22 protein-coding genes and 3 pseudogenes are annotated in these 23,418 nt (G+C 73.9%); 10 read left to right on the plus strand and 15 right to left on the minus strand.

Going from position 1 to position 23,418, the window contains the following annotated elements:
- A partial coding sequence (locus BJF79_RS26310) for a ferritin-like domain-containing protein (RefSeq protein ID WP_075901343.1) occupies positions 1-952 on the plus strand: 952 nt, incomplete at its 5' end.
- On the opposite strand, the gene BJF79_RS26315 is transcribed toward BJF79_RS26310, so the two are convergent.
- The 4 genes from BJF79_RS26315 to BJF79_RS26330 all read right to left on the minus strand — a co-directional run bounded on the left by BJF79_RS26315 (position 945) and on the right by BJF79_RS26330 (position 4,197).
- Positions 945-1,091 (minus strand): hypothetical protein, encoded by a 147-nt coding sequence (locus tag BJF79_RS26315; protein ID WP_158079294.1) that lies wholly within the window; start codon positions 1,089-1,091, stop codon positions 945-947. The genes BJF79_RS26310 and BJF79_RS26315 overlap by 8 nt on opposite strands.
- On the minus strand, positions 1,073-1,501 hold the full coding sequence (locus BJF79_RS26320) for a hypothetical protein (protein ID WP_075901347.1): 429 nt from the start codon (positions 1,499-1,501) through the stop codon (positions 1,073-1,075). Before BJF79_RS26320 ends, BJF79_RS26315 begins: the two co-directional genes overlap by 19 nt.
- The gene (locus tag BJF79_RS26325) at positions 1,462-2,424 is read right to left on the minus strand and encodes a serine/threonine-protein kinase (RefSeq protein ID WP_075901349.1); all 963 of its coding nucleotides are present in this window, start codon (positions 2,422-2,424) and stop codon (positions 1,462-1,464) included. The genes BJF79_RS26320 and BJF79_RS26325 overlap by 40 nt, the downstream gene beginning before the upstream one ends.
- Positions 2,425-2,544: 120 nt before the next feature.
- Positions 2,545-4,197 (minus strand): acyl-CoA dehydrogenase family protein, encoded by a 1,653-nt coding sequence (locus BJF79_RS26330; RefSeq protein ID WP_075901351.1) that lies wholly within the window; start codon positions 4,195-4,197, stop codon positions 2,545-2,547.
- A 147-nt stretch (positions 4,198-4,344) separates the two neighbouring features.
- Between BJF79_RS26330 and BJF79_RS26335 the strand changes: the two genes are divergently transcribed.
- Complete coding sequence (locus tag BJF79_RS26335) at positions 4,345-5,031, plus strand: DUF1707 domain-containing protein (RefSeq protein WP_083733939.1); 687 nt, start codon at positions 4,345-4,347, stop codon at positions 5,029-5,031.
- Positions 5,032-5,035: 4 nt separating this feature from the next.
- On the opposite strand, the gene BJF79_RS26340 is transcribed toward BJF79_RS26335, so the two are convergent.
- The gene (locus BJF79_RS26340; protein WP_262402609.1) at positions 5,036-5,866 is read right to left on the minus strand and encodes a helix-turn-helix domain-containing protein; all 831 of its coding nucleotides are present in this window, start codon (positions 5,864-5,866) and stop codon (positions 5,036-5,038) included.
- A gap of 102 nt (positions 5,867-5,968) precedes the next feature.
- Here BJF79_RS26340 and BJF79_RS26345 point away from each other — a divergent pair, with 102 nt between their 5' ends.
- Entirely contained in the window at positions 5,969-6,583 is a 615-nt protein-coding gene (locus BJF79_RS26345) for an SDR family NAD(P)-dependent oxidoreductase (RefSeq protein ID WP_075901357.1), read from the plus strand.
- A 69-nt stretch (positions 6,584-6,652) separates the two neighbouring features.
- Here BJF79_RS26345 and BJF79_RS26350 read toward each other — a convergent pair whose 3' ends face one another.
- From BJF79_RS26350 to BJF79_RS26360, 3 genes are all read right to left on the minus strand, one after another.
- On the minus strand, positions 6,653-6,934 hold the full coding sequence (locus BJF79_RS26350; protein WP_075901359.1) for a hypothetical protein: 282 nt from the start codon (positions 6,932-6,934) through the stop codon (positions 6,653-6,655).
- Between the two features lie 89 nt (positions 6,935-7,023).
- Complete coding sequence (gene pepE, locus BJF79_RS26355) at positions 7,024-7,728, minus strand: dipeptidase PepE (RefSeq protein WP_075901361.1); 705 nt, start codon at positions 7,726-7,728, stop codon at positions 7,024-7,026.
- A 10-nt stretch (positions 7,729-7,738) separates the two neighbouring features.
- A complete protein-coding gene (locus tag BJF79_RS26360; RefSeq protein WP_075901363.1) occupies positions 7,739-8,536 on the minus strand; it encodes an IclR family transcriptional regulator in 798 nt (265 codons plus the stop codon).
- Between the two features lie 95 nt (positions 8,537-8,631).
- Here BJF79_RS26360 and BJF79_RS61705 point away from each other — a divergent pair, with 95 nt between their 5' ends.
- Positions 8,632-8,991: a DUF1177 family protein gene (locus BJF79_RS61705; protein WP_262402610.1), complete on the plus strand. Its 360-nt coding sequence runs from the start codon at positions 8,632-8,634 to the stop codon at positions 8,989-8,991.
- A complete protein-coding gene (locus tag BJF79_RS26365) occupies positions 8,952-9,596 on the plus strand; it encodes a DUF1177 domain-containing protein (RefSeq protein WP_262402611.1) in 645 nt (214 codons plus the stop codon). Before BJF79_RS61705 ends, BJF79_RS26365 begins: the two co-directional genes overlap by 40 nt.
- On the opposite strand, the pseudogene BJF79_RS26370 reads toward BJF79_RS26365, so the two are convergent.
- From BJF79_RS26370 to BJF79_RS26385, 3 genes and pseudogenes are all read right to left on the minus strand, one after another.
- A pseudogene (locus BJF79_RS26370) lies at positions 9,593-10,328 on the minus strand (sirohydrochlorin chelatase). The gene BJF79_RS26365 and the pseudogene BJF79_RS26370 overlap by 4 nt on opposite strands.
- 20 nt (positions 10,329-10,348) lie before the next feature.
- Entirely contained in the window at positions 10,349-11,059 is a 711-nt protein-coding gene (locus BJF79_RS26375) for a phosphoadenylyl-sulfate reductase (RefSeq protein WP_075901365.1), read from the minus strand.
- A gap of 196 nt (positions 11,060-11,255) precedes the next feature.
- Positions 11,256-12,923 carry a nitrite/sulfite reductase gene (locus BJF79_RS26385; protein ID WP_187357061.1) on the minus strand — a complete coding sequence of 556 codons (1,668 nt, stop codon included), beginning with the start codon at positions 12,921-12,923 and terminating at the stop codon, positions 11,256-11,258.
- Between the two features lie 981 nt (positions 12,924-13,904).
- Between BJF79_RS26385 and BJF79_RS26390 the strand changes: the two genes are divergently transcribed.
- The 3 genes from BJF79_RS26390 (at position 13,905) to BJF79_RS26400 (ending at position 16,639) form a co-directional block, all read left to right on the plus strand.
- On the plus strand, positions 13,905-14,822 hold the full coding sequence (locus BJF79_RS26390; protein ID WP_075901371.1) for a YihY/virulence factor BrkB family protein: 918 nt from the start codon (positions 13,905-13,907) through the stop codon (positions 14,820-14,822).
- A 39-nt stretch (positions 14,823-14,861) separates the two neighbouring features.
- Entirely contained in the window at positions 14,862-15,845 is a 984-nt protein-coding gene (locus BJF79_RS26395) for an aryldialkylphosphatase (RefSeq protein WP_075901373.1), read from the plus strand.
- 68 nt (positions 15,846-15,913) lie between these two features.
- The gene (locus BJF79_RS26400) at positions 15,914-16,639 is read left to right on the plus strand and encodes a phosphoribosyltransferase (RefSeq protein WP_083733941.1); all 726 of its coding nucleotides are present in this window, start codon (positions 15,914-15,916) and stop codon (positions 16,637-16,639) included.
- Positions 16,640-16,902: 263 nt separating this feature from the next.
- On the opposite strand, the gene BJF79_RS26405 is transcribed toward BJF79_RS26400, so the two are convergent.
- The 4 genes and pseudogenes from BJF79_RS26405 to BJF79_RS26420 form a co-directional block, all read right to left on the minus strand.
- Positions 16,903-17,199, minus strand: coding sequence for a WhiB family transcriptional regulator (locus BJF79_RS26405; RefSeq protein WP_075901375.1), 297 nt, complete (start codon positions 17,197-17,199; stop codon positions 16,903-16,905).
- Between the two features lie 191 nt (positions 17,200-17,390).
- Entirely contained in the window at positions 17,391-18,296 is a 906-nt protein-coding gene (locus BJF79_RS26410) for a sucrase ferredoxin (RefSeq protein WP_075901377.1), read from the minus strand.
- A 102-nt stretch (positions 18,297-18,398) separates the two neighbouring features.
- Positions 18,399-19,948: pseudogene (locus BJF79_RS26415) on the minus strand (glycerol-3-phosphate dehydrogenase/oxidase).
- A 23-nt stretch (positions 19,949-19,971) separates the two neighbouring features.
- On the minus strand, positions 19,972-20,580 hold the full coding sequence (locus tag BJF79_RS26420; RefSeq protein ID WP_075901379.1) for a TetR/AcrR family transcriptional regulator: 609 nt from the start codon (positions 20,578-20,580) through the stop codon (positions 19,972-19,974).
- A 60-nt stretch (positions 20,581-20,640) separates the two neighbouring features.
- Here BJF79_RS26420 and BJF79_RS26425 point away from each other — a divergent pair.
- Together BJF79_RS26425 and BJF79_RS26430 are read left to right on the plus strand one after the other, a co-directional pair.
- A pseudogene (locus BJF79_RS26425) lies at positions 20,641-22,223 on the plus strand (FAD-binding oxidoreductase).
- A 2-nt stretch (positions 22,224-22,225) separates the two neighbouring features.
- Entirely contained in the window at positions 22,226-23,107 is an 882-nt protein-coding gene (locus BJF79_RS26430) for a diacylglycerol kinase family protein (protein ID WP_075901433.1), read from the plus strand.
- The last annotated feature ends 311 nt before the right edge of the window (positions 23,108-23,418 follow it).

Consider the following 23,418-nt stretch of genomic DNA (forward strand, 5'->3'; position numbering starts at 1 on the left):
GGGCGCGGAGCGGGCCGGCGGGGCCGGGCCGGGCGGGATCGTCCGGCGGCCCGACCCCCGGTGGGGGGCTCGCGGCGCGCGGGGAGCTCGTCGAGCCCGGCGGCCCGGCGCTCGCGTCGACCTCGCCGACCGCGACGTCGTGTGGGCCGACATCGCGCCGCGCCTCTACGCGCACGCCGCGTCCGCCCAGTGGGACCCGGCGGCGGCCGTGCCTTGGGACGCGGAGTCCGAGGTGCCGGCCGAGGTCGAGGCGGCCGTCGTCCAGGTGATGACGTACCTGGTCGAGAACGAGCAGGCCGCGCTGGTCGTCCTGGCGCGGCTGCTCGCCCGCGTCCACCCGCACTTCCGCGAGGTGCTGCAGCTGCTGGCCGTCCAGGCCGCCGACGAGGCGCGGCACGTGGAGGTGTTCGCGCGGCGGGCGTCGCTGCGCGGCGGCGAGCCGGGGACGTCGTCGGCGGGCGGCCGGGCGTCGCTGGCGACGCTGCTCGCGGAGCCGGACTTCTCGCTCGCGTCGTTCCTGCTGTCGGTCCTCGGCGAGGGCGCGTTCCTGAACCTGCTGGGGTTCCTCGACCGGCACGCGCCCGACCCCGTCACGCGCGCGGCCGTCCGGCTGGCCAGGCAGGACGAGGCGCGCCACGTGGCGTTCGGCGTCGCCCACCTGGAGCACCGGGGCAGGCTCGACCCGGGCTTCCGCGGCGCGTTGCGGGGCGCGGTCGAGCGGCGGCACGACGCGCTGCTCGACACCGCCGGGTTGAACGCGGACGTGTTCGACTCGCTCGTCGTCCTCGCGGCGGGGGAGTGGACGCCCGCCGCGATCGCGTCGGGTCACCGCGCGGTGCGGCGCCTGCGGGAGGAGATGGACGAGGGGCGGCGGCACCGGCTGGAGCGGCTCGGGTTCCCGCCGGACGAGGCGGCGGAACTGTCCGCGCTGCACACCCGCAACTTCATGTGACCCGGCGGGGCGCGGAGCGGGCACCGACCGCGACGATGCCGCCGGCGACGGCGAGGAGCAGCGCGGCGAACGTCGGCGGGACGGCCAGCAGGAAGGCCGTCCGCCACCCGAGCGACGTCGTCAGCGCCCAGCCGAGCACGGCTCCGAGCAGGGCGGCGAGCGCGCCGAGCCCGGCGGCGGGTCCGGCCGCCCGCACCGGGCCGTCGCGCCGGACGAGCATGACGCGCCCGCGAGGAGCGCGCCCGCGCCCAGGCCGGAGACGACCCGCCCGGTCAGCAGTTGCCCGGGGTCGCCCGCCAGCCCGCTCAGCGCCGCTCCCGCGAGCAGGACTCCCAGGGCCGCCGCGGCCACCGCGTTCGGACGCCGCTTGCCGAGCAACGCCCCGAGGGGCGCGGTCAGCGCCGCGGCCCCGGGGTAGTAGAGCAGCATCATCCAGTCCAGGGTGTCGGTCATGCCGTCGCGCAGGCCCATGTCCATCCTGACCGACTCCATCAGGCGCGGGCCCAGCGTCACGGTGAGCAGGTAGAGGCCGATGAGGCCGCCCAGCACGGGCGCGGCGAGGGCAAGACCGGCCCGTCGCGGGGCGGGCGCCGAAGGGTGGGCGCGAGCGGGACGGACGGGACGGGCGGCGCGCTCGGCCGCGGCTCGGTGACGTCCGGCGCGGCACCGCCGCCGACCATGCGGTCGAGGACGTCGCGCGGCGTGGGGCGCCGCGCGGGGTCCTTGCTCAGCGCGTCCGCGACGACGCCGCGCAGCGGCTCGCCCAGCGCTCCGAGGTCCGGCTCGTGGTGCAAGATCCGGTTCATGACCGCCCCGAAGGTGCCGCCGTCGAACGGTGCGGCGCCGGTCGCGGCGTAGACGATCGTCCCGGCCCACGCGAACATGTCGCTGGGCGGGCCGAGCGCCTCGTCGTTGATCTGTTCCGGCGACATGTACGCGGGCGTGCCGATGATCCGGCTGGTGATGGTCGAGGTCGTGTCGAGCGCGCGGGCGATGCCGAAGTCGATCACGCGGGGGCCGTCCGGGCCGAGCAGCACGTTGCCGGGCTTGAAGTCCCGGTGCACGATGCCCGCCTCGTGGATCGCGGCGAGGGCGGTGGCCGTCACGACCGCGAGCCGGTCGAGCGCCGCACCGGCGAGCGGTCCGTCGTCGCGGACTCTCGCCTGCAGGGAGGGCCCCTCGACGTACTCGCTGACGACGTACGGGGCCGCCCCGTCCAGGTCGGCGGTGATCACCCGCGCGGCGCAGAAGGGGGCCACCCGCCCGGCGATCTCGACCTCGCGCGCGAACCGGGTCCGCGCCTTGCCGTCGGGGTCGAGCCGCCCCCACAGCCGTTTGACCGCCACCGGCCGTCCGTCCGGGCCGTGCCCGAGGTAGACGACGCCCTGCCCGCCCTCGCCGAGCCGTCCGGCCAGCGTGTAGTCGCCCAGCCGCGGCGGGTCGTCCGGTCGGAGCGAAGCGACCTGCGGCATCGAAGTCCTCCACGGTGGCCAACGGACAGGGCCGTGCCGAACCGGCTCTCGCGAACCTTGATCGCGATCACTGTGCCAGACGCCGCACGCTCTTCCAAGGCGTTGGTGAAGCCGAACGGATCAGCCGACCTTCGGGACGGCGCGGTCGATGATCGGGGCGAGGTCCAGTCCCGGCGGGAGCGTGCCGAAGGCGGCTCCCCGGCCGCCGCCGAGGCGGGACGCGCAGAAGGCGTCCGCGACGGCCGGGTGGCCGTGCCTGACCAGCAGGGACGCCTGCAGGACGAGTGCCAGCAGTTCGGCGACGCGGCGGGCGCGGAACTCGATCGTCGCGGCGTCGGCGAAGGAGTCCTTGGCCTCCTTGACGGCGGCGTCGAGGCGCGGGTCGGCTCCCCGGGCGAGATCGACTTCGTCGAAGAACGCCTGCAGCGCGTGCGGCTCGCGCAGCGTCGCGCGCAGGAGATCGAGCGCCGCGACATTGCCGGAGCCCTCCCAGATGCTGTTCAGCGGCGATTCGCGGAACAGCCGGGGCATTCCGGACTCCTCCACGTAGCCGTTGCCGCCCAGGCATTCGAGGGCTTCGGCGGCGTGCGCGGGCCAGCGCTTGCACACCCAGTACTTGCCGACCGCGAGGCCGAGCCGCTTGACGGCCGCCTCGGTCTCGTCGCCGCGCACCGACCGGTCGGTGGCACCGGCGAGCCGCAGCATCAGGGTCGTCGCGGCCTCCGACTCGATCGCGAGGTCGGCCAGGACGTTGCGCATCAGCGGCTGGTCGATCAGGGCGCGGCCGAACGCGGCGCGGTGGGCGGCGTGGTGCGCGGCCGTCGTCAGCCCGTGCCGCATCCCGGCCGCCGCGCCGATCACGCAGTCCAGCCGGGTCATGTTCACCATCTCGATGATGGTGCGGACGCCGCGTCCCTCGTCCCCGACGCGCCAGGCGACCGCGTCGTCGTACTCGATCTCCGAGGACGCGTTGGACCGGTTGCCGAGCTTGTCCTTGAGCCGCATCAGCCGCAGCGGGTTGAGCGTGCCGTCCGGCAGGACGCGCGGCACCAGGAAGCACGTGAGGCCGCCGGGCGCCTGCGCGAGGGTGAGGAATACGTCGCACATCGGCGCGCTCGTGAACCACTTGTGCCCGACCAGACGGTACGTGCCGTCGGCCTGCGGCGTCGCGCGGGTGGTGTTGGCGCGGACGTCCGAACCGCCTTGCTTCTCGGTCATCGACATACCGGCCAGCAGCGCGCGCTTGGTGAGCGGCGCACGCAACCCGTAGTCGTACTCCGGTTTCGTCAGCAGCGGCTCGTACTGCGCGGCCAGTTCGGGCGCCTGCCGCAGGGCCGGGACGGCCGCGTACGTCATCGAGATCGGGCAGCCGTGCCCCGCGTCGACCCGCCACACGTAGAACTTCGCCGCCCGCGCGACGTGCACGCCCGCGCGTCCGTCCGTCCAGGCGGAGCCGTGCAGGCCGTGCGTGACGGCCACGGTCATCAGCTCGTGCCACGCCGGGTGGTACTCGACCTCGTCGATGCGGTGGCCGGTGCGGTCGTGGGTGCGCAGGACGGGCGGGTGCTCGTTCGCCAGCCGTCCCTGCTCCTGCGCGCGCTCGGTGCCCGCCAGGCGGCCGAGTTCGTGCACCTCGCCGGCCGCCCACCCGGCGCCCTCGCGGGCCAGGCCGTCCAGCAGCGCCGCCTCGTCGGAGACGTCGTGGCCGGTGAGCGGCGGCACCTGGTTGAACACCTCGTGGGTCACGGCACTGCTCCCTACCTGCGGGCACATCGTCTGTACATACCCTACCGAACAGTATTCGGCCCGGAAGATGATCATGCGGGGAGCCCGGGGCGCGGGGAGTCCTACTCAAGTGGTGGGGGCATCTCGTCCGCGCGGCGGATTGTACAAAGCCCCGGGGGGCATACCTTCGGAACCATGAGTCAGTCCACCCCGCAGCCGGGATCGTCGTCCCCCGGCGGGCCGAAGGATCCGGTGCCCGCCCCGCGCCCCGACCGTCCCGCGAGCCCCGGCGTACGCGCGTCGGACGCCGAGCGCGAGGCGGTGGTCGAACGGCTGCGGGTCGCCTCGGTCGAGGGGCGGCTGACCTTCGAGGAACTGACCGAGCGCACCGAGGCGGCCTACGCCGCCGTCACCCGCGACGACCTCGAACGCATCACCACCGACCTGCCCGGCATGGGCGCGCCCGGCGCCGAACCCGCGCCCCTGCAGGTCAAGCGCCGGTTCAGCGCGATCATGGGCGACTGCAAGGAGCGCATCGTCGGCCGCATCGACGAGCCGCTTGAGGCCGTGTCGGTGATGGGCGACGTCGAACTCGACCTGCGCGGCGCCCAGGTGCCCACCGGCGAGGTCCGTGTGCAGGCCACCGCCGTCATGGGCGACGTGAAGATCATCGTCCCGGACGGGATCGCCGTCGAGCTCGACGGCTACGCCTTCCTCGGCGATCGCAAGGTGGCCGTCCGCGAGTCCGGCGGCGGCGCCCGCGTCCCGGTCGTCCGCGTCACCGCCCGGGTCGTCATGGGCGACGTCAAGATCGTGGACGACGAGCACCACGCGCCCGTCCGCCGCGCCCTCTCCGCCTGGTGGCGCGGCCGCGAGTCCTGACGGCTCAGCGGTCCCGGCGCGACGTCGCGGCGAGCGAGCCGAGGAGGGCGAGGGCCTCGGCGCTCGCGGACCCCGGCTCCGCGTGGTAGACGACCAGTTCCTGCCCCGGGCTCGAACGGACGTCGAACGTCTGCATCGTCAACGTCACCGGCCCGACGTCGCGGTGCGCGAAGCGCTTGCTTTCGAGCGCCTTGCCGCGCGCGTCGTGCCGCGCCCACAGCTCCGCGAACTCCGGGCTCTGCGCGAGCAGTTCGGCCAGCACCCGCCGGACGCGCGGATCGTCCGGCGCACGGCCGTGCCCGAGCCGGAAACCGGCGACGGAGTTGCGGGCGACGTCGTGCCAGTCCCGGTAGAACTCCCGCGCGGCCGGGTCGGTGAACACGACGTGCATCAGGTTGCGCGAGCGGGCCCAGTCGTGGAAGAGCGCGTCCGCGAGCACGTTGGAGGCCAGTACGTCGTAGGCGCGGTTGTAGACGATGGCGGGATTGCTCGGCCACGCGCTCATCAGCTGCAGCAGGCTCGGGTCGACGCGGCCGGGCACGCCGGCGTTCCGGTCGCGCGGGCCGAGCCCGGCCAGCCGGAACAGGTGCGGCCGGGCGTCGTCGTCCAGCCGCAGCGCGCCCGCGAGGGCGTCGACCACCTGCGCGGACGGTGAGCGCTCGCGGCCCTGCTCCAGCCGGACGTAGTAGTCGGCGCTGACCCCCGCCAGCATCGCGACCTCCTCGCGCCGCAGGCCGGGGACCCGCCGGTGCCCCGTGCCGATCAGCCCGGCGTCGTCCGGCGTGACCCGGGCCCGCCGGGCGGTGAGGTAGACGCCGAGCTCGGAACGTGACATACCGCCCATCGTAGGTCGGCTTCCCACGGTCTTCCTGGGTGCGTCGCTCCCAGGAAGAGCCCGCACTGCCACCCGCCGGCCGGCGCGGGCAGCCTCGACGCCATGAACACCGACTCCAAGATCGTCCTCGTGACGGGGGCCGGCAGCGGTATCGGCGAGGCCGTCGCCGCGCGTCTCGCGGGGGAGGGCCACCGGGTCGTCGCGGGCGCCCGCCGCCTCGACCGGCTGCACGCGCTGGCCGACCGCGCCGACGGCGTGCATCCGGTGCGTCTCGACGTGACCGACCGCGCGGACGTCGACGCGTTCGTCCGGACGGCCCGCGACCGCTTCGGGCGCGCCACCGTCATGGCGGCCGCCGGCGGCGGCGCGATCGTCTCGATCGCCTCGGTCTCGTCGGTCGTCGCCTTCGACACCCAGACCGCCTACGCCGCGTCCAAGGGCGCGCTGGCCCAGATCACCCGCGTGCTCGCCATCGAGGGCGGCCCGAAGAACATCCGGTCCAACGCCGTGCTGCCCGGGGTCATCGACACCGACATCATGGAGGGCGTCGTCGACAACGGCCGCGAGATGCTCGCCTCGTTCGGCCCGGCCCACCCGATCGGCCGGATCGGCCGCCCCGAGGAGGTCGCCGAGACAGTCGCGTTCCTCGCGTCCGACGCAGCCGGCTTCATCACCGGCGCGCTCGTCGCCGTGGACGGCGGCTGGACCGCCCAATAAGCCCAGGGGCGCGCGCCACCGGTCGGATCGTTCGGCGGCGACCCGGCGCCCCTCGGTATGGGCGGGGCGTCAGCGGCTGTCGTCGTGCCGTTCGGCCTCGGTCACGCCGCGTTCGTCCGGCGGGAGCGCGTCGGGGTGCTCCCGCTTCACGCCGGGGGTCCCGGTGCCGCTGATCTCGGTGTCGCCGCCGTTCGTCTCGGCCTCCTCGCCGTCCGGGACGTGGTGCGGGACGGGCGTGCCCGGACGCGTGCGCCCCCGTGCGTCCGCGCCCTGGTTCACGGGTGCGAACGCGCGGTCGTGCGTCTCACGGGGCTCATGCCCGGAATCTTCGGAGTAGTCGCGTTCGTCCATAAATGCTCGCATACCCACCGCACCCGCCCCGGAACGCGACCGGCCGCCCGCCAACGGGCGGACGGCCCCGCCGGTTCCGGCTTCGCGGGTCAGGTGTCGAAGCTGGCGGGGGCTCGCAGGAGGGGCGAGACATCGGAGCCCGCCGGGAGGTCGCGCGGGGGGTCGGCGCGGCGGAACAGGCGGGCGTCCAGGGGGCCGCCGAGCGTCGCGGTGCCGTCCGCGACGCGCAGCCAGGTGCCCTCGCGCAGGCCGAGGACGGGCACGTCGTTGCATTCGAGGAACTCCGCCAGCCGCTGCTCGCGCGTCTCGCCCATGTGCGTGTCGCCGGGACGCGGGTCGATGTAGTGCGGGTTGATCTGGAACGGGACGAACCCGAGGGCGTCGAAGCTCGGGGGCTGCACGATGGGCATGTCGTTCGTGGTCCGCAGGGTGGGGCAGGCCATGTTCGTCCCGGCGCTCGCGCCCATGTAGCGCAGCCCGCCGCGGACGGCGTCGCGCAGTTCGTCCCGCAGGCCGGTCCGGTACAGGTCGCGGAGCAGGCGGAACGAGTTGCCGCCGCCCGCGAACACCGCGTCGGCGCCGGTCAGGCCCGAGGCGTGGACGCCGCGCACGGTGATCCCCCGGGGTTCGAGGGCCGCGCGGACGGTGCCGGTGTAGGCGTCGTGGTCGGCGAGCGCGTACGGGACGAACGCGAGCGTCGAGCCCGCGCCGACGAACGCGGTGACGGTGTCGAGCGCGTGTTCGAGGTAGGCGCGGCCGTGGTTCGTCGAGTTCGACAGCAGCAGCAGGTCCATCGTGCTCCTTTCAGTGGCGGCGGGCGCCGGTCAGCAGCCGTTCCACCTGCTCGGCGGCGCGGCGGAGGCGGGGGAGGCGGTCCGCGTGGGCCTCGAAGCGGGCCTCGGGGCCGCCGAGGCTGAGGCTCCCGTACGGTTCCCCGTGCAGCCGGACGGGCACGGCGAGGGCGGCGACGTGGGCGTCGTACTCGCCGATCGTGAACGCGTAGCCGAGTTCGCGGACGCGGTGGAAGCGGCGTTCGAGCGCGTCCGGGTCGGTCAGCGTGCGGCCGGTGAAGCGGGCCGTGGGGCGGTCGCGGAACAGCCGGCGCCGCAGCTCCTCGGGGACGAACGCGAAGTACGCCTGGGCCGTCGCGCCCGCGTGCGCCGGGTACAGCTCGCCGACCAGCGGGTAGTAGCGCAGCGGGCCTTCGGGGCCGTCGACCGCCGCGACGCACCGGATGTGGAAGCCGTCCGGGACCGACAGCAGCGCGGTGTCGCCGGTCTGCCGGGACAGGTCCGCCAGGATCGGCAGGACCAGCATCCGCAGCGAGCCGGAGCGCTCCCAGGTCCGGCCGAGGTGCAGCGCGGCGGGGCCGATCCGGTAGCGGCGCGTGTCGGGGTCGGCGACGAGGAAACCGCGGTGCGCGAGCGTCGCGAGGACCCGCTGGGCGACGGACTTGTCCCAGCCGAACTCCTCCGCCACCTCCGTCACGCCCCAGTCGGTGCGGTGCCGGTCGAAGCCCAGCAGGACGAGCAGCGCCCGATCGGCCGTCTGCAGCAGGCCGCGCGGGGTGTCGCGGTCCGCCGCGAAGCCCGAACCCGGCATCCGTCCTCCCGTTGTGAATAGCGGGACAAAGTTGCCGATAACGATAACAGGGCTGCAACCTGGGGAAACATGCTCCTCGCCAGCAAGGAACGCCCATGCTCAAGCACGTCCTCGCCGTGATCGACCGCCTCGACGACCCGGCGGCGTCCGGCCGCTCGCTCGCCCAGTTCCTCGACGCCGCCGCGGGCCCCGCCGGTTCGGGCGCCGAGATCGTCACCGTCCGCGGCGGCAAGGGATCCACGGACTTCGTGCGCGTGCGCGTCCCGGGCCGCCGGGGCCGCGCGGCGGGCGGGGACGCCCCCACGCTCGGGATCGTCGGGCGTGCTCGGCGGCGTCGGCGCCCGCCCCGAGGTCCTCGGGTTCAGGTGACGGCGACGGCGCGGCCGCGCTCGCGGCGGCGGCCAAGCTGCTGGAGATGCGCTACCGGGGCGACGTCCTCGACGGCGACGTCGTGATCGCCACGCACGTCTGCCCGGACGCGCCCACGCAGCCCCACGACCCCGTCCCGTTCATGGACTCCCCGGTGGACATCGCCGTCATGAACGAGCACGAGGTGACTTCCGACATGGACGCCGTGCTGTCCATCGACACCACCAAGGGCAACACGATCATCAACCACCGGGGGCTGGCGCTGTCGCCGACCGTCAAGCAGGGCTACATCCTGCGCGTCAGCGACGCCCTGGCCGCCCTGCTGGCGGTCGTCACCGGCGAACCCGCCGTGACCTACCCGATCACCACGCAGGACATCACCCCGTACGGCAACGGGGTCTACCACCTGAACTCGATCCTGCAGCCCGCGACCGCGACGGACGCGCCCGTCGTCGGCCTCGCCGTCACCGCCGCGTCCGCCGTGCCCGGCTGCGCCACCGGCGCGAGCCACGAGACCGACATCGCGGCCGCCGCGCGGTTCGCGGTGGAGGCGGCCAAGGCGTTCGGCGCGGGCACCCTCGCCTTCCACGACCGGGACGAGTACGAGGCGCTCGTCGCGCGCTACGGCTCCCTGGCCCACCTGCAGACCCTCGGCCGGGACGACCGGACGGACGGCCGGACGGACGGCTAGACCGCGGCGGCCTCGCGCGCCGTCAGCAGCGCCTCGTCGTAGCGCCGCACGACCAGTTCGGCGACCTCGGGGGCCGCGCCCAGCCGCGCGGACGGCGTCGGCACCGGCCGCCAGGGCCGCGTCGCGGACCTTGTCGGTGAAGTAGCCGGGCGCCAGGAAGTAGGACGCGACGACGACGCGCGGGGCGCCCGCCTCGCGCAGCGCCGCGACCGGCCTCGGCGGGCGTCGGGCTCGCGGCGGACGCGTACGCGGCGGCGGTGTCCCACCAGCCGCGGGCCCGCCACCGGCCGGCCAGCGCGGCGACGGTCGCGTTCGCCGGACGGCGTCGCTGGAACCGGCCGACACCACCACGACGGCCGTGTCCGGGGAGCCGGGCCGCACGTCCGCCTCCGCGAGCCGCCGCTCCAGCGCGGCCGTCAGTAGGGGGTGCGGGCCGAGGGTCCCGGCGGTGCGCAGCCGCAGCCGCGGATGCCGGGACCGGACCCGGGCCAGCACGCCCGGGATGTCGGTCTTGCTGTGGTACGCGGCGGTGAGCAGCAGCGGCAGCACCACCGCGTCCTCCACGCCGTCCCCGGCCAGCCCGTCCAGCACCCGGCCGGGCGCGGGCGCGGCGTGGTCCAGGAAGGACGGCAGCACCGGCACGTCCGGGCGGCGGACCCGGACGGCGCGGAGCAGCTCGGTGACGGTCGTGGCGGCGCGCGGGTCCCGGCTCCCGTGCGCCACCGCGACCATCGGCGGGGTCGTCGGGAAGGTCACAGGTGAATGCCGCACTCGGTCTTGCCCATTCCGGCCCAGCGGCCGCTGCGCGGGTCCTCGCCGGGCGCGACCGGACGGGTGCACGGCGCGCAGCCGATCGAGGGGTAGCCGTCGTAGTGGAGGGGGTTGACCAGCACCCCGTTGTCCTCGATGTAGTTGTCCATGTCCTCCTGGGACCAGTCCAGGATCGGGTTGACCTTCACCATGCCGCGCTTGCGGTCCCACTCCACGACCTTGCGGTCGCGGCGGCTGGCGGTCTCGTCCCGCCGGATGCCGCTGAACCACGCCATGTAGCCCTCCAGGGCGCGGCCCAGCGGCTCCACCTTCCGCAGGTGGCAGCACAGGTCGGGGTTGCGGCCGAACAGCCGCGGGCCGAGCGCCGCCTCCTGCTCCTCGACCGTCCGCGACGGCGTCACATTGATCACGTTCACCGGGTAGACGGCCTCGACGGCGTCGCGCGTCCCGATCGTCTCGGCGAAGTGGTAGCCGGTGTCGACGAACAGGACGTCGATGCCCGGCTTGACCTTCGACACCAGGTGGATCAGGGCCGCGTCCGACATGGACGAGGTGAGGCAGATGCGGTCGCCGAACGTGGCGGCGGCCCACCGGATGACCTCCAGGGTGGGCGCGCCGTCCAGCGCCGCGGCGGCGGATTCGACGACGTCTTCGAGATCTAGGGCCGGTCTGTCGGTCTCCAGGAGTGTCACCGGGAGTTCTCCTTGGTTGTGCGGGGGGCTCCAACGCCGAGGAACTTCAAACTGAAGGAACGGACGCAGTCGGGACAGAACCACGAGCCCGTTTCCTCCCGGGGCTCGAGGCTCTCCTCGCCGCAGTACGGGCAGTAGAACGGCGCCATCCGCTCGCTCATGGGTGCTCCTACTCGGATCCGCTGCTCGGTTTCCGCTACTTGAGGTCGGCTTCGTCGGCGCGCTGCACCCACGCGGCGAACGCCTCGCCGTCGGTGCGCTGCTCGTCGAACCTGCGCACGACCCGCTCGACGTAGTCGCCGAGTTCGGCCGAGGTCGTCTTCAGCCCGCGGACCTTCTTGCCGAACGTCGCGCCGAGCTTGCCGCCCAGGTGGATCTGGAAGCCCTCGACCTGGTCGCCGTTCTCGTCCACGACGAGCTGGCCCTTGAGGCCGATGTCGGCGACCTGGATGCGGGCGCAGGCGTTCGGGCAGCCGTTGACGTTGATCGACAGCGGCTCGTCGAAGTCGGGCAGCCGCTTCTCCAGCTCGTCGATCAGGTCCATCGCGCGCTGCTTGGTGTCGACGATCGCGAGCTTGCAGTACTCGATGCCGGTGCAGGCCATCGTGTGCCGCCGGAACGTGGACGGGCGCACCTGCAGGTCGTGCTCCGCCAGTTCGGCCGCGAGCGCCTCGGTGTTCTTCTCCGGGACGTCCAGGATGACCATCTTCTGCTCGATGGTCGTGCGGACGCGGCCCGACCCGTACTTCTCCGCGAGGTCGCCGATGACGCCGAGCAGCTCGCCGTTCACCCGTCCGGCGCGCGGCGCGAACCCCACGTAGAAGTTGCCGTCCTGCTGGCGGCGGATGCCGACGTGGTCGCGGGTCGCGACCGGGGCCGCCGGCTCCGGACCGTCCGGCAGCGCGTACCCGAGGTACTCCTTCTCCAGCACCTCGCGGAACTTGACCGGGCCCCAGTCCTTCATGAGGAACTTCAGCCGGGCGCGGTTGCGCAGCCGCCGGTAGCCGTAGTCGCGGAAGATGGACGTGACGCCGTGCCAGATCTCGTGCGTCTGCTCCGGCTTCACGAACACGCCGAGGCTCTGCGAGAACATCGGGTTCGTCGACAGGCCGCCGCCGACGAAGATCTGGTAGCCGACCTCGCCCTCGTCGTTCCGCACGCCGACGAACGCGATGTCGTTGATCTCGTGGACGGTGCAGTGCGACGTGCAGCCGGACAGCGTCGTCTTGTACTTGCGCGGCAGGTTCGAGAACTCGGGCGAGCCGATGTAGCGGTCGTGGATGCCGCGCAGGTCGGGCGTCGCGTCGATGATCTCGTCCTCGGCGATCCCGGCCAGCGGGCAGCCCATGATCGTGCGCGGGGTGTCGCCGCACGCTTCGGTCGTGTGCAGCCCGACCGCTTCGAGCTTCTCCCAGATCGCGGGGACGTCCTCGATCCGCACCCAGTGCAACTGCACGTTCTGCCGGTCGGTGATGTCGGCGGTGTTCCGCGCGTAGCGCGTGGAGATGTCGGCGATCGTCCGGAGCTGCGGGCCGCTGAGCTGGCCGCCGTCGATCCGGACGCGCAGCATGAAGTACTTGTCTTCGAGTTCCTCGTCTTCGAGCGCACCGGTCCGGCCGCCGTCGATGCCCGGCTTGCGCTGGGTGTACAGGCCCATCCAGCGGAACCGTCCGCGCAGGTCGGCGGGGTCGATCGAGTCGAAGCCGGACTTGGAGTAGATGTCGATGATCCGCTGGCGGACGTTCAGCCCGTCATCGTTCTTCTTGTTCTCTTCGTTCTTGTTCAGCGGTTCCCGGTAGCCGAGGGCCCACTGGCCCTCGCCCTTCTTGCGCTTGATCGCGGGTGGCACGGCGCGCGTCCTCATCTGTGGTCGTGAGGGACGCGTAGCGCACCGGCAGTCTCGTTCGGCCGGCTCGACGCTGAGCGGGAGAAGTCAAAGGTGACGCCGATGCACCACGCGCCCGGCTGGAGCTGGAGATGTGCGGGGGCGTGGTCGGGGCGTCACCGACAGATCGCGCTGCGGACGCGCAGGAAGTCGACGTGCCGGCGCTTGGCCAGCAACGGGTCCGCAGCAGTCATACCTGAACTCTGACATGACGTCTCGCGGCCTGTCCAGTTACGTCCAGGATGCGGACGCGTGAGAAGAGTCATCGTTTCCGCTCTCACCCTTGCCGCCGCCAGTTCACGGCGGGCTCGCTCTTCCCCGCGTCGGTCCCGGAGTCCGTTCCCGCGCCGGGACCGGAGTCTTCGCCGGTGCCCGGCCTCCGGTCGCCCCGCGCGTCCGACCGCGTCGTCGGCTCGCGCGTCGCCGGTCCGTCCCGGTGCTGGCAGTCGCACCACGAACCGCCACGGCACTCCTCGTGGCGGCGATCACGGCACGGCTCGCATATCACGGTTCCATTGTCCCCGATGAATCGCGATGCTCACCCCCCCGTCCCCTGTGCCCCGCGCCACGCTCCCCGCCCGGCGCGTCCGGGAGGGGCGGCTCGCCCGGGGGTAGGTGAGTTCGGGGGAGGGAACGCGGCGGCTGCAATGATCTTGGGCGGGCCGGTGCCCGGCTGCGTCAGAGGAGTCATCCGGCGGAACGGGACGGGACGGACGGTCGAACGGGGGAGTCGTGCGAGGCGCGGAGCGGGGCGGAAAATCGGGCGGTCCGGGACGTCGCGGGCGGCGCACGCTCTACGGTGAGGCGGTGTGACGACCGTCTCCGACGCGGAGGACGTCCCCTCGGCCGGGGACGCGGAACCAGACGAGGGCCCCTCGGGGCCGCGGCGCGGCCTGCCCGGACGGGCGGCGCGCGCGTGAGCGGCGCGGCGCGGTCCGCGGAGCGCGGGCCGTCCCGCGGGTGGCGTGGCTGCTGGTCAAGGGGACGACCGTGACCGCGTTCCGGCACCGGGTCACCGGGCTCGCGGCCGAGGCGGCGTTCTTCGCGCTGCTGTCGCTGCCGCCGCTGGTGATCGGCCTGATCGGCACGATGGGGCACCTGCGCGGCGCGCTCGGGGCCGGGACGGTCGGCGAGATCCGCTCGTGGGCGATCGAGCAGGCCCGGACGGTGCTGACCGGCCCGTCGGTCGACTCGGTGGTCGTCCCGCTGATCGACGACGTGATCGAGGGCGGCAACGCCAACATCGTGTCGATCGGGTACCTGATCTCGCTGTGGGCGGGATCGCGGGCGACGAACGTGTACGTCGACACGATCACGATCGCGTACGGGCTGTCGGGCGTCCGCGGGGTGATCCGGACGCGGCTGCGCGCGTTCTTCCTGTACCTGGTCGGGCTGCTGGTGATGCTGGTCGTCATCCCGCTGCTGGTGCTGGGGCCGACGCTGGTGACGCACGTGCTGCCGGAGAGCGCCGACTTCGTCCGGATCCTGTACTGGCCGGTGGTGGTGACGGGGTCGATCGTGTTCCTCGCGCTGCTGTACCACATGAGCGTCCCGGTGCGGACCGCCTGGTACCGGGAGGTGCCGGGCGCGGTGCTGGCGCTGCTGATCTGGATCGCGGGCAGCTTCTCGCTCCGGATCTGGCTGGCCGGGTCGCTGCGCGGGGTGTCGGTGTACGGGTCGCTCGCGGCGGCGATCGCCGTGCTCGCCTGGCTCTATGTCGCGGCGTTCGCGGTGCTGATCGGCGCGGCGCTGAACGCGGAGATCGACCGGCTGTGGCCCAGCGCGGGGACGGCGCGCGCGCGGGCCGTCCGGGAAGCGCAGGACGGCGAGGACGCAGGTGAGGGTGATGCAACGGAGGGTAAAAACTCCGCCGGTTAAACCCATGAAAAGGCTAAACATGTCGTAACCTCGGCGTACATGACCCTTCGTGAGGAGACCCGCCGGATCCGGACCGTGACCGGCACGATCGCGACGTCCGACATCACCGGTCCGGTGCTTTCCCACGAGCATCTGCGCCTCGATCTGCGGTGGCCGTCGCGGCCCGCGCTGGTCGGCTCCGACCCCCGCCGCTGGCTGGACGAGGAGAAGGCCGTCAAGCACGAGCTGGCGGCGCTGCGCGCGGAGCACGGGCTCGGCCTCGTCGTCGATCTGACCTGCTCGGGCATGGGACGCGACGCCGCGTCGCTCGCCCGCGTCGCGGCCGCCGCCCGGGTCGCGGTGGTCGCCGCGACGGGCGTGTTCACCGAGCCGTTCCACCCCGCGTTCGTCCGCGAGGCGCTGGCCGCGGCGGAGGCCGGGACCGGCCCGTCCGCGGTGGACCGGCTCGCCGAGCGGCTGCTGGCCGAGATCGGCTTCGGCATGGACGGGACGAACGCGCTGCCCGGCGTGATCGGCGAGATCGGCACGTGGGGCGAGGCGCCCACCGAGACCGAGGAGCTGTGCCTGCGCGCCGCCGCCCGCGCCGCCCGCTACTCCGGGCTGCCGGTCGCCACCTACGGCCGCGCGGGCCTGGCGCAGCTGGAGATCCTCACCGTGGCCGGGCTGGCGCCCGAGCGGGTCGCCGTCGGCCAGCAGGACCGGGTGGACGACCCGGGGCAGCACCGCAAGATCGCCGAGGCGGGCGCGTACGTCTCGTTCGGGACGCTGGGCCTGGCGGGCGACGACGAGACGGTCCTCGGCGCCCGCGTCCGCGCCGTCATGGACATGCTCGACGCCGGGCACGCCGACCGGGTGCTGCTGAGCACCGGCGTGTCCCGCATGACGCAGGTCGGCCGCTACGGCGGCGCCGGGTACGGCTACCTGTTCGAGACGTTCCTGCCCGCGCTGCGCGCCGCCGGGGCCGACGACGCCACCCTTGACGGGATCCTTCACGACAACCCGCTCAGGTGGCTCTCTTCCTGACAAATCCCCGCCGGGCGGGGTAGGGCTCCGGGGTGAAGGTGCAAGCGACCCCGGAGGGGGTGTGCGCGATGCCCTGGGACAGGACCAAGAACAGGACGCGCGAGGAGATCCAGCGGGACGAGACGGTGCGGCTGCCGTACGCGGACCGGACCGAGGCGGGCCGGGTGCTCGCCGAGCGGCTGGCGCCGCTCGGGCTGGAGGGCGCCCCGGTGCTGGCGCTGCCGCGCGGCGGCGTCCCCGTCGGGTACGAGATCGCGCGGCGGCTGGACGCGCCGCTGGACGTCCTGGTGACCCGCAAGATCGGCTACCCGCCGCAGCCCGAGCTGGGCGTGGGGGCGATCGCCGAGGGCGGCGCTCCGGTGTACGACGAGGGGCTGCTGGGGCGGCTCGGGCTGACCGAGGACGACCTGCGTGCCACGATCGAGGCCGAGCGCGCCGAACTGGACCGCCGGGTGAAGGCGTACCGGGGCGGGCGGCCGCTGCCGCGGACGTCCGGACGGCCCGTCGTCGTGGTCGACGACGGCCTGGCGACCGGCGGGACGGCCCGCGCGGCCGTGCGGGCGCTACGGGAGCGGAGCCCGTCGCGGCTGGTGCTGGCGGTGCCGGTGGGCGCCGCCGAGACCGTCGAGCGGCTGGAGCCGGAAGTGGACGATCTCGTGGTGCCGGCGGCGCCGTGGGACTTCCGCGCCGTCGGGCAGTGGTACCGGGACTTCGATCAGCTCACCGACCGCGACGTGATCGGCTGGCTGGAACGCGCCGGGCGAGTGTCGACCCCGGACAATGGATCCAGATGAATTTCCGAAAATTGCTCTCACGGCACCGCTCGGTGCGGTAAAAGGCGGCCGCCCGGTAATTCGGGAATCCCGGAAGGGGTCAAGAGTGCCGCAAACACCCGTACCCGGTCCATCGGGACCGGGTACGGGCAATGCGAACGGCCCCGCCGGGTGCGGGGCGTGACGTTTCTCGGTGGCGTGCCGGGGTGGTTCTGGGAGCGTCGGGGCGGCCGTTTCGCGCGAGGCGTTCGTCTCGCGGGGCGGGCCGCCCGGTTCGCGGTCGGCTAGGCGGCGTTGGCGCGACGCATACGGCGCCGGCGCTCGGACGCGCGCTCGTCTTCGTTGAGGCCGCCCCACGTGCCGTACTTCTCGGGCCGGGACACCGCGTAGTCCAGGCAATCCGTGCGGACCGGGCAGCCCATGCAGATCTGCTTGGCCTTGCGCTCGCGGATCTCGCGCTCGGGCTGGCGCTCGCCGTCGGGACCGAAGAAGAGGACGAGGTCTTCCCCCCGGCACGCCGCGGCGTCCTGCCAGCCCCAGCTGGGACGAGGGAGGTTTGCCTGCCGACGTACCTGAGCCATGGAACACCCACCTTGAGATTGGTTCGTACTGAACAAAGGACATGGACGCTCAACGTGCTTCACGTGACGACTGTCAGAAGCGAAGCGCCGAAAGGTCCAACGTCTGGAGTTGCCGCTCTGTTCCCCGTCCGGTTACTCCGGAATCCTGGGGACGTGCGACACGGAGGCCCTCGAATGGGGCCTCCGTGAGATTACACGAGGGCCGCCGCGTTGAGAAGGGTGAGGTCCCTAACAATGTAGGTTTCGAGGTTCTCTCCGCACTCCGGTCCGCACGGGGCCGCCTGCTGCACGGCCTCGAAGACGACCCGGTAACGGCTCTCCCGAACGGTGACAAGCGCTTCGTACCGGGATGTCCCTGTGAGCGATTCCACGGTCACGGCGTCCAGTTCGAGCCGTCCCGTGTGCGCCCGGACGAAGTGCTCGGCGGCCTGCGCGGGCTCCGGCGTCCCCGCCCGTCCGCGCAGCCGCTCCAGGACGACCTCGCCCCGGAGGTAGGCGTGCACGGCGGCGGTCGCCTCGGTCTCGCCGAGGTCGCCGTAGTACAAGCCGTGAGGGAGACATACCAAATTCGCCGCGAATCGGTCACCGCCGACATGGGTGGTTTCCCACACGAGCGGACCGAAACGTGACGACAGCGCCCGCGCGAGGGGAGCACCCGTGCGCGCGCAGCACGCGTTGCGCTTGCCGTGCGTGCACACCAGCAGGACGGGGTCGACGACGGGCGCCCCCAGGCCCGGCGAGCGCCCCGCCGCGAGGGCGTCCAGATCGAGCGCCGCCAGCTCGCCCGGATCGGCCAGCTTGCGTCCCTCGATCCACACCCGGTCGCCCTGCGAGAACGCCGCGTAGACCTGCATCGGGGGCGTCGGGCGGCGGCGGCCGGTCCGGCGGATGAGCTGCGGCCGGACGCCCGCCCGCAGCGCGGCGTGCAGGGCCTGCACGACCGGTGCCGGGCCGGTGATGTCCTCGACGCGCACCGGCCACGGACCCGGGTGCTCGATGAGCAGCCAGGAGCGGGCCTTCGTGGTGGCGCTCGCCAGGCACGGCCGCTCGCCGGTGTGGCTGCCCGGGCAATGCCCGCAGCCCTTGCCGCGCGTCACAGAAACCCCCCGCCGATCTTGGCATCTTAGGTTAGGTTAACCTAACAGAGTGCCGCGGGACCAGCGATGGTGGCAAAAGTCATACCCGCCGAATCCCTCTCCTCACATGACGGAAGCCCTGGTCAGCGCCTCCGCGACCGGAAGCGCCGCCGCACGGTCGGCGGCCACGAGCCCGATCCGGGTCCGCCGGTCGAGCACGTCGCCCGCGTCCAGCGCCCCCTCGTGCCGGACGGCCCACGCCAGTTCGGCGCCCAGCACCGGCAGCCCCGCCACGACCGGCTCCAGCAGCGCCGGATCGGCCGCGCCGAGCGCTGCCAGCAGCGGAGCCTCCGCCCCGTACCGGCGGACGAGCCGCTGCGGGGCGTCCAGCCGCGCCAGCAGGTCCGGGGCCGCCGCCCCGACCAGCGGGATCCGCGCCGTCCGGCACGGCCCCGCCGCGAGCCCGCGGCCCCGCACGGCGGCGTCCACGGCGTCCTGCGCCATCCGCCGGTAGGTGGTCAGCTTCCCGCCGACGACCGTCACCACCCCGTCCCGCGAGGTCAGCACCGCGTGCCGCCGCGACAGATCCGCCGTCCCGCCGTCCGCGCCCGTGTCCAGCAGCGGGCGCAGCCCGGCGAACGCGCCCACGACGTCCGACGGCCGAACCGGCACTTCGAGCGCCGCACCCAGCACGTCCAGCAGGAACCCGATCTCGCCCGCCGTCGGCTCCGGCACGTCCGGGACGGGCCCGTCGGCGGGCTCGTCGGTCAGCCCCACGTACACCCGGCCGTCCTCCTGCGGCAGCACCAGCAGGAACCGGCCGAACTCGCCCGGCACCGGGATCTGCATCCCCGCCCGCCCCGGGATCGTCTCCGGCCGCACCACCAGATGCGTCCCCCGCGACGGCCGCAGCCGCACCCCGTCCACGAGGCCGCCCGCCCACACGCCCGCAGCGTTGACCACCGCGCGCGCCCGCACGGTGAACTCCCGGCCGGACTCCTCGTCCCGGACGAGCGCGCCGTCCCCGGCCAGCGTCACCGCGCGGCACCGCGTCAGGATCCGCGCGCCGTGCGCGGCGGCCGTCCGCGCGATCGCGGTGACCAGCCGTGCGTCGTCGGCCAGCCGCCCGTCCCAGGACAGCAGCCCGCCGCGCAGCCCCAGCCGGCGCAGCGCGGGCGCGGCCCGCAGCGTCTCGACCGCCGACAGCCCGCGCAGGACGCGGCAGCGCGGCCCGCGGCGTCCGCGCGGCCAGCCGCAGCGCGTCCCCCGCGTGCAGCCCGGCCCGCGTCGCCAGCGCGTGCGAGCGCGGCACCAGCGGCGTCAGCGGCAGGACGAACGGCTGCGCGGCCACCAGGTGCGGCGCCGTCCGCGTCAGCAGCGTCCCGCGCTCGACGGCGCTCTCGTGCGCCACGTCCACCTGCCCGGACGCGAGATACCGCAGCCCCCCGTGGATCAGCTTCGAACTCCACCGCGACGTCCCGAACGCCAGGTCGTGCGCGTCGATCGCGGCGACCGAGAGCCGCCCGCCCCCGCGTCGCCGCGTCCAGCGCCGCCCCGGCCCCCGTGGCGCCGAGCCCCACGACCAGGACGTCCACGACCTCGTCGGGCAGCGCCGCCAGCTCGCGCTCGCGCCGCGCCCGGTTCAGCGACGACCGTCCGGGTGCATCAGTCATTGCGTGGCTTCTCCTTCGGGCGGTCACGGGGCCAGGAGCCGGTCTAGGGTTTCGCGGAGTTCGGCGTCGAACGCGGCGGTGGTGAGCTCGGGGTCGTCCTCTTCGATCACGGTGCGTGCCGACAGGCCGTAGGACTGGACGACCAGCAGCAGCGCGCGCGCTTGGCGTGCGGGGTGACCGGGACGGATCGTCCCGTCGTGGTGCCCGGCGGTGATCGCGTCCTCGAACAGCTCCAGGAACGCCCGCTGGCTGGCGCCGAGCCGGTCGAGGACGTACGGGAGCAGCAGTTCGGGGTCGACGTCGACGATCTTGCGGAGCAGCGGGTGGTCGCGGAACGTACGGACGCCCTCGACCAGACCGTCCACCAGCCGGGAGCGGACCGGACGGCCGTCGTCCGGCGGCTGCACGGAGGCGCCGATCCGGACCCACTCGCGGGTCATCAGGTCGGCGACGATCGTCCGGACGTCCGGCCAGCGGCGGTACAGCGTCATCCGCGAGACGCCGGCGCGGCGGGCGATGTCGGTCAGCGTCGTCCGCCGCACCCCGACGGCGAGGACGCAGTCGCGGGCGGCGTCCAGGACGGTGTCGTCGGCGGTTCGGGCGCCGGTCCCATTGTGACGGTTCGACGTCATGTGTCACAGTGTAAGCCCCCATGGGACGACGAGCCGGGAGGCAGGGTGGAGACGCGCGACATGCTGTGGAGCGGCTGGGGCGACCCCGACCGGGCGGCGCCGCTGCCCGAGGCGGTCGTCGGCCTGCTGCGCGACCTGCTCGGCGTGCGGACGGGCGACGCGCCCCCGGTCGACCTCGCGGGCGTCACGCCCGCCGAACCCCGGCTGGAAGCGGACGAACTGGGCGCGCTCGCCGAAGCCGCGGGCGGCGCCGAACACGTCCGGACGGACGCGGAGACGCGCGTCCGGCACACGCGCGGCAAGTCGACGCCCGACCTCCTGCGTGTGCGCGCGGGCGAGACGTCCGCCGCACCCGACGCGGTCGTCCTGCCGGGCGGGCACGACGAGGTCCTCGCGGTGCTGCGGGCCTGCGCGGCCCACCGGATCGCGGTCGTCCCGTTCGGCGGCGGCACCTCGGTCGTCGGCGGCCTCGCCCCCGAGGGCGCCCGCCGGTTCGTCGCGCTCGACCTGCGCCGGATGGACGCGCTGGTCTCGGTCGACGCCGAGTCGCGCACGGCCGTCCTCCAGCCGGGCCTGCGCGGACCGGACGCCGAGGCGCTCCTCGCCGAACACGGGTACACGCTCGGACATTTCCCCCAGTCGTACGAATGGGCGACGATCGGCGGATTCGCCGCCGCGCGCTCCAGCGGCCAGGCGTCCGCCGGGTACGGCCGGTTCGACGACATGGTGGTCGGGCTCACCGTCGCGACCCCCGAAGGCCCCCTCGACCTCGGCCGCGCGCCCAAGTCCGCCGCCGGTCCCGACCTGCGCCAGCTCGTCCTCGGCTCCGAGGGCGCCTTCGGCGTGATCACCTCGGTGACCGTCCGGATCCACCCGATCCCGGAGGAACGCGCCTACGAGGGCTGGCGGTTCGCGTCCTTCGCCGAGGGCGCCGCCGCGCTCCGCCGCCTCGCCCAGGACGGCCCGCTCCCGGCCGTCCTGCGGCTCTCCGACGAGACCGAGACCATGATCGGCCTCGCCGACCCGGCCGCCCTCGCGCCGGTTCCGGCGCCGCCGGCTGCCTCGCCGTGCTCGGCTTCGGAGGGACGCCCGCGCAGGTCGCCGACCGGCGCGCCCGCGCCGCCGGGACGCTGCTCGACGCGGGCGGCGAACCGCTCGGCGCCGAACCCGGCGAGAAGTGGGCGCACGGCCGCTTCAACGCCCCGTACCTGCGCGATTCGCTGCTGGACGTCGGCGCGTTCGTCGAGACGCTGGAGACCGCCGGGTTCTGGTCGCGGATCCCCGAGCTGTACGAGGCCGTCCGGCACGCGCTCATCGGCACCCTGTCCGGCGCCGGCACGCCGCCCCTCGTGATGTGCCACATCTCGCACGTGTACACCTCCGGCGCGTCCCTTTACTTCACGGTCGTCTCCGACCAGGGCGACGACCCGCTCCCGCACTGGGACAAGGCGAAACACGCCGCGTCCGACGCGATCGCCGACGCGGGCGGGACGATCAGCCACCACCACGGCGTCGGCACCGACCACCGCGACTGGTACGAACGCGAGATCGGCCCCCTCGGCGCGGCCGTCCTGCGCGCCGTCAAGGACCGCCTCGACCCGGCCGGGATCCTCAACCCCGGCGTCCTCGTCCCGGGGGAGTGACCGTGCCGCGCGCGTTCACCGCGATCGTCAACCCCGCCGCGGGCGGCTCGGCGTCCGCCGCCTCGCTCGTCCCGCTCGCCCGCGCGCTGCGCGACGCGGGCGCCGACCTCGCCGTCGAGTACAGCCGCGGCCTGCCGCACGCCGCCGACCTCGCCCGTCACGCGGCCGCCGAGGACGCGTCGTCCTCGGCGTCGGCGCGACGGCAGGTCGGCTGCGTCGGCGGCGCCCTCGCCGGGACGGACGCGCTGTTCGGCATCGTTCCCGCCGGGCGCGGCAACGACTTCGCCCGCCAGCTCGGCGTCCCGGCCGACCCCGCGGCCCTCGCCCGCCTCCTGCTGGACGGCGAACCGCGCGCCGTCGACGCGATCAAGGCCGACGGCACGACCGTCCTCGGCAGCGTCTACGCGGGCGTCGACGCCGTCGCCAACGCCAACGCCAACCGGTCGCGCGTCCTGCGCGGCTCCGCCGCCTACTACGCCGGGGCCCTGCGCGCCATCGCCGCGTGGCGCCCCGCCGACTACCGCGTCACCGTGGACGGCGCCGAGCACCGGTTCCGCGGGTACAGCGTCATCGCCGCCAACTCCGGCTACTACGGCTTCAACAAGCACATCGCCCCGGACGCCCGCGTGGACGACGGCCTCCTCGACGTCGTCCTGATCCGCTCGGCCCCGAAGCCGCTCTTCTTCGCCGTCATGCGCGAACTCGAAGCGGGCACGCACGTCCGGCGCCCCCAGGTCGAGGTCCTGCGCGGACGCGAGGTCCGCATCGAGCTCGCCGGTCCGCCCGGACGCACCCTCCCCTACGGCGCAGACGGCGAACTCCCCGGCACCCTCCCCGTCACCGCCCGCGTCCTCCCGGGCGCCCTGCGCGTCGTGGGGCTCTGAGCTGCGGATATGAGATTTGGCCCCCGCGTTTGGGGTGATTTACGCGGCCATTACGGCCATCCGGATAGCGTCGTATACGTCCCGCTAAGGGACCTTGGGGCCGTCTGCGGACGCATCATGAGAAGGCGATTCTTCGCCGTTCTGGGGGGACTCATGATTCCCGCGGACGCCCTCCACGTGGCAGCGCCGGCGTCTCTGGGGGTGGCGCCGGCGCTGCTGTGTTTTCCTGGAGCGGCACGAGATCGTCATTAGAATCCTCGTGTTGCCCCTTCCCCCCGGAGGTCCCCTGTGCGTGCTGAGGAATCGGACGG

The sequence above is a fragment of the Actinomadura sp. CNU-125 genome, from assembly GCF_001942465.1.
In the GTDB taxonomy this organism is placed as follows: Bacteria; Actinomycetota; Actinomycetes; order Streptosporangiales; family Streptosporangiaceae; genus Spirillospora.

What these genes read in the sequence shown, in the direction of transcription:
- BJF79_RS26325 (WP_075901349.1), bottom strand. Translation starts at nt 2,424, where the DNA reads ATGCCGCAGGTCGCTTCGCTCCGACCGGACGACCCGCCGCGGCTGGGC.
- BJF79_RS26330 (WP_075901351.1), bottom strand. Translation starts at nt 4,197, where the DNA reads ATGTGCCCGCAGGTAGGGAGCAGTGCCGTGACCCACGAGGTGTTCAAC.
- BJF79_RS26335 (WP_083733939.1), top strand. Translation starts at nt 4,345, where the DNA reads ATGAGTCAGTCCACCCCGCAGCCGGGATCGTCGTCCCCCGGCGGGCCG.
- BJF79_RS26340 (WP_262402609.1), bottom strand. Translation starts at nt 5,866, where the DNA reads ATGTCACGTTCCGAGCTCGGCGTCTACCTCACCGCCCGGCGGGCCCGG.
- BJF79_RS26345 (WP_075901357.1), top strand. Translation starts at nt 5,969, where the DNA reads ATGAACACCGACTCCAAGATCGTCCTCGTGACGGGGGCCGGCAGCGGT.
- BJF79_RS26350 (WP_075901359.1), bottom strand. Translation starts at nt 6,934, where the DNA reads ATGGACGAACGCGACTACTCCGAAGATTCCGGGCATGAGCCCCGTGAG.
- pepE (WP_075901361.1), bottom strand. Translation starts at nt 7,728, where the DNA reads ATGGACCTGCTGCTGCTGTCGAACTCGACGAACCACGGCCGCGCCTAC.
- BJF79_RS26360 (WP_075901363.1), bottom strand. Translation starts at nt 8,536, where the DNA reads ATGCCGGGTTCGGGCTTCGCGGCGGACCGCGACACCCCGCGCGGCCTG.
- BJF79_RS61705 (WP_262402610.1), top strand. Translation starts at nt 8,632, where the DNA reads ATGCTCAAGCACGTCCTCGCCGTGATCGACCGCCTCGACGACCCGGCG.
- BJF79_RS26365 (WP_262402611.1), top strand. Translation starts at nt 8,952, where the DNA reads ATGCGCTACCGGGGCGACGTCCTCGACGGCGACGTCGTGATCGCCACG.
- BJF79_RS26385 (WP_187357061.1), bottom strand. Translation starts at nt 12,923, where the DNA reads ATGAGGACGCGCGCCGTGCCACCCGCGATCAAGCGCAAGAAGGGCGAG.
- BJF79_RS26395 (WP_075901373.1), top strand. Translation starts at nt 14,862, where the DNA reads ATGACCCTTCGTGAGGAGACCCGCCGGATCCGGACCGTGACCGGCACG.
- BJF79_RS26400 (WP_083733941.1), top strand. Translation starts at nt 15,914, where the DNA reads ATGCCCTGGGACAGGACCAAGAACAGGACGCGCGAGGAGATCCAGCGG.
- BJF79_RS26405 (WP_075901375.1), bottom strand. Translation starts at nt 17,199, where the DNA reads ATGGCTCAGGTACGTCGGCAGGCAAACCTCCCTCGTCCCAGCTGGGGC.
- BJF79_RS26420 (WP_075901379.1), bottom strand. Translation starts at nt 20,580, where the DNA reads ATGACGTCGAACCGTCACAATGGGACCGGCGCCCGAACCGCCGACGAC.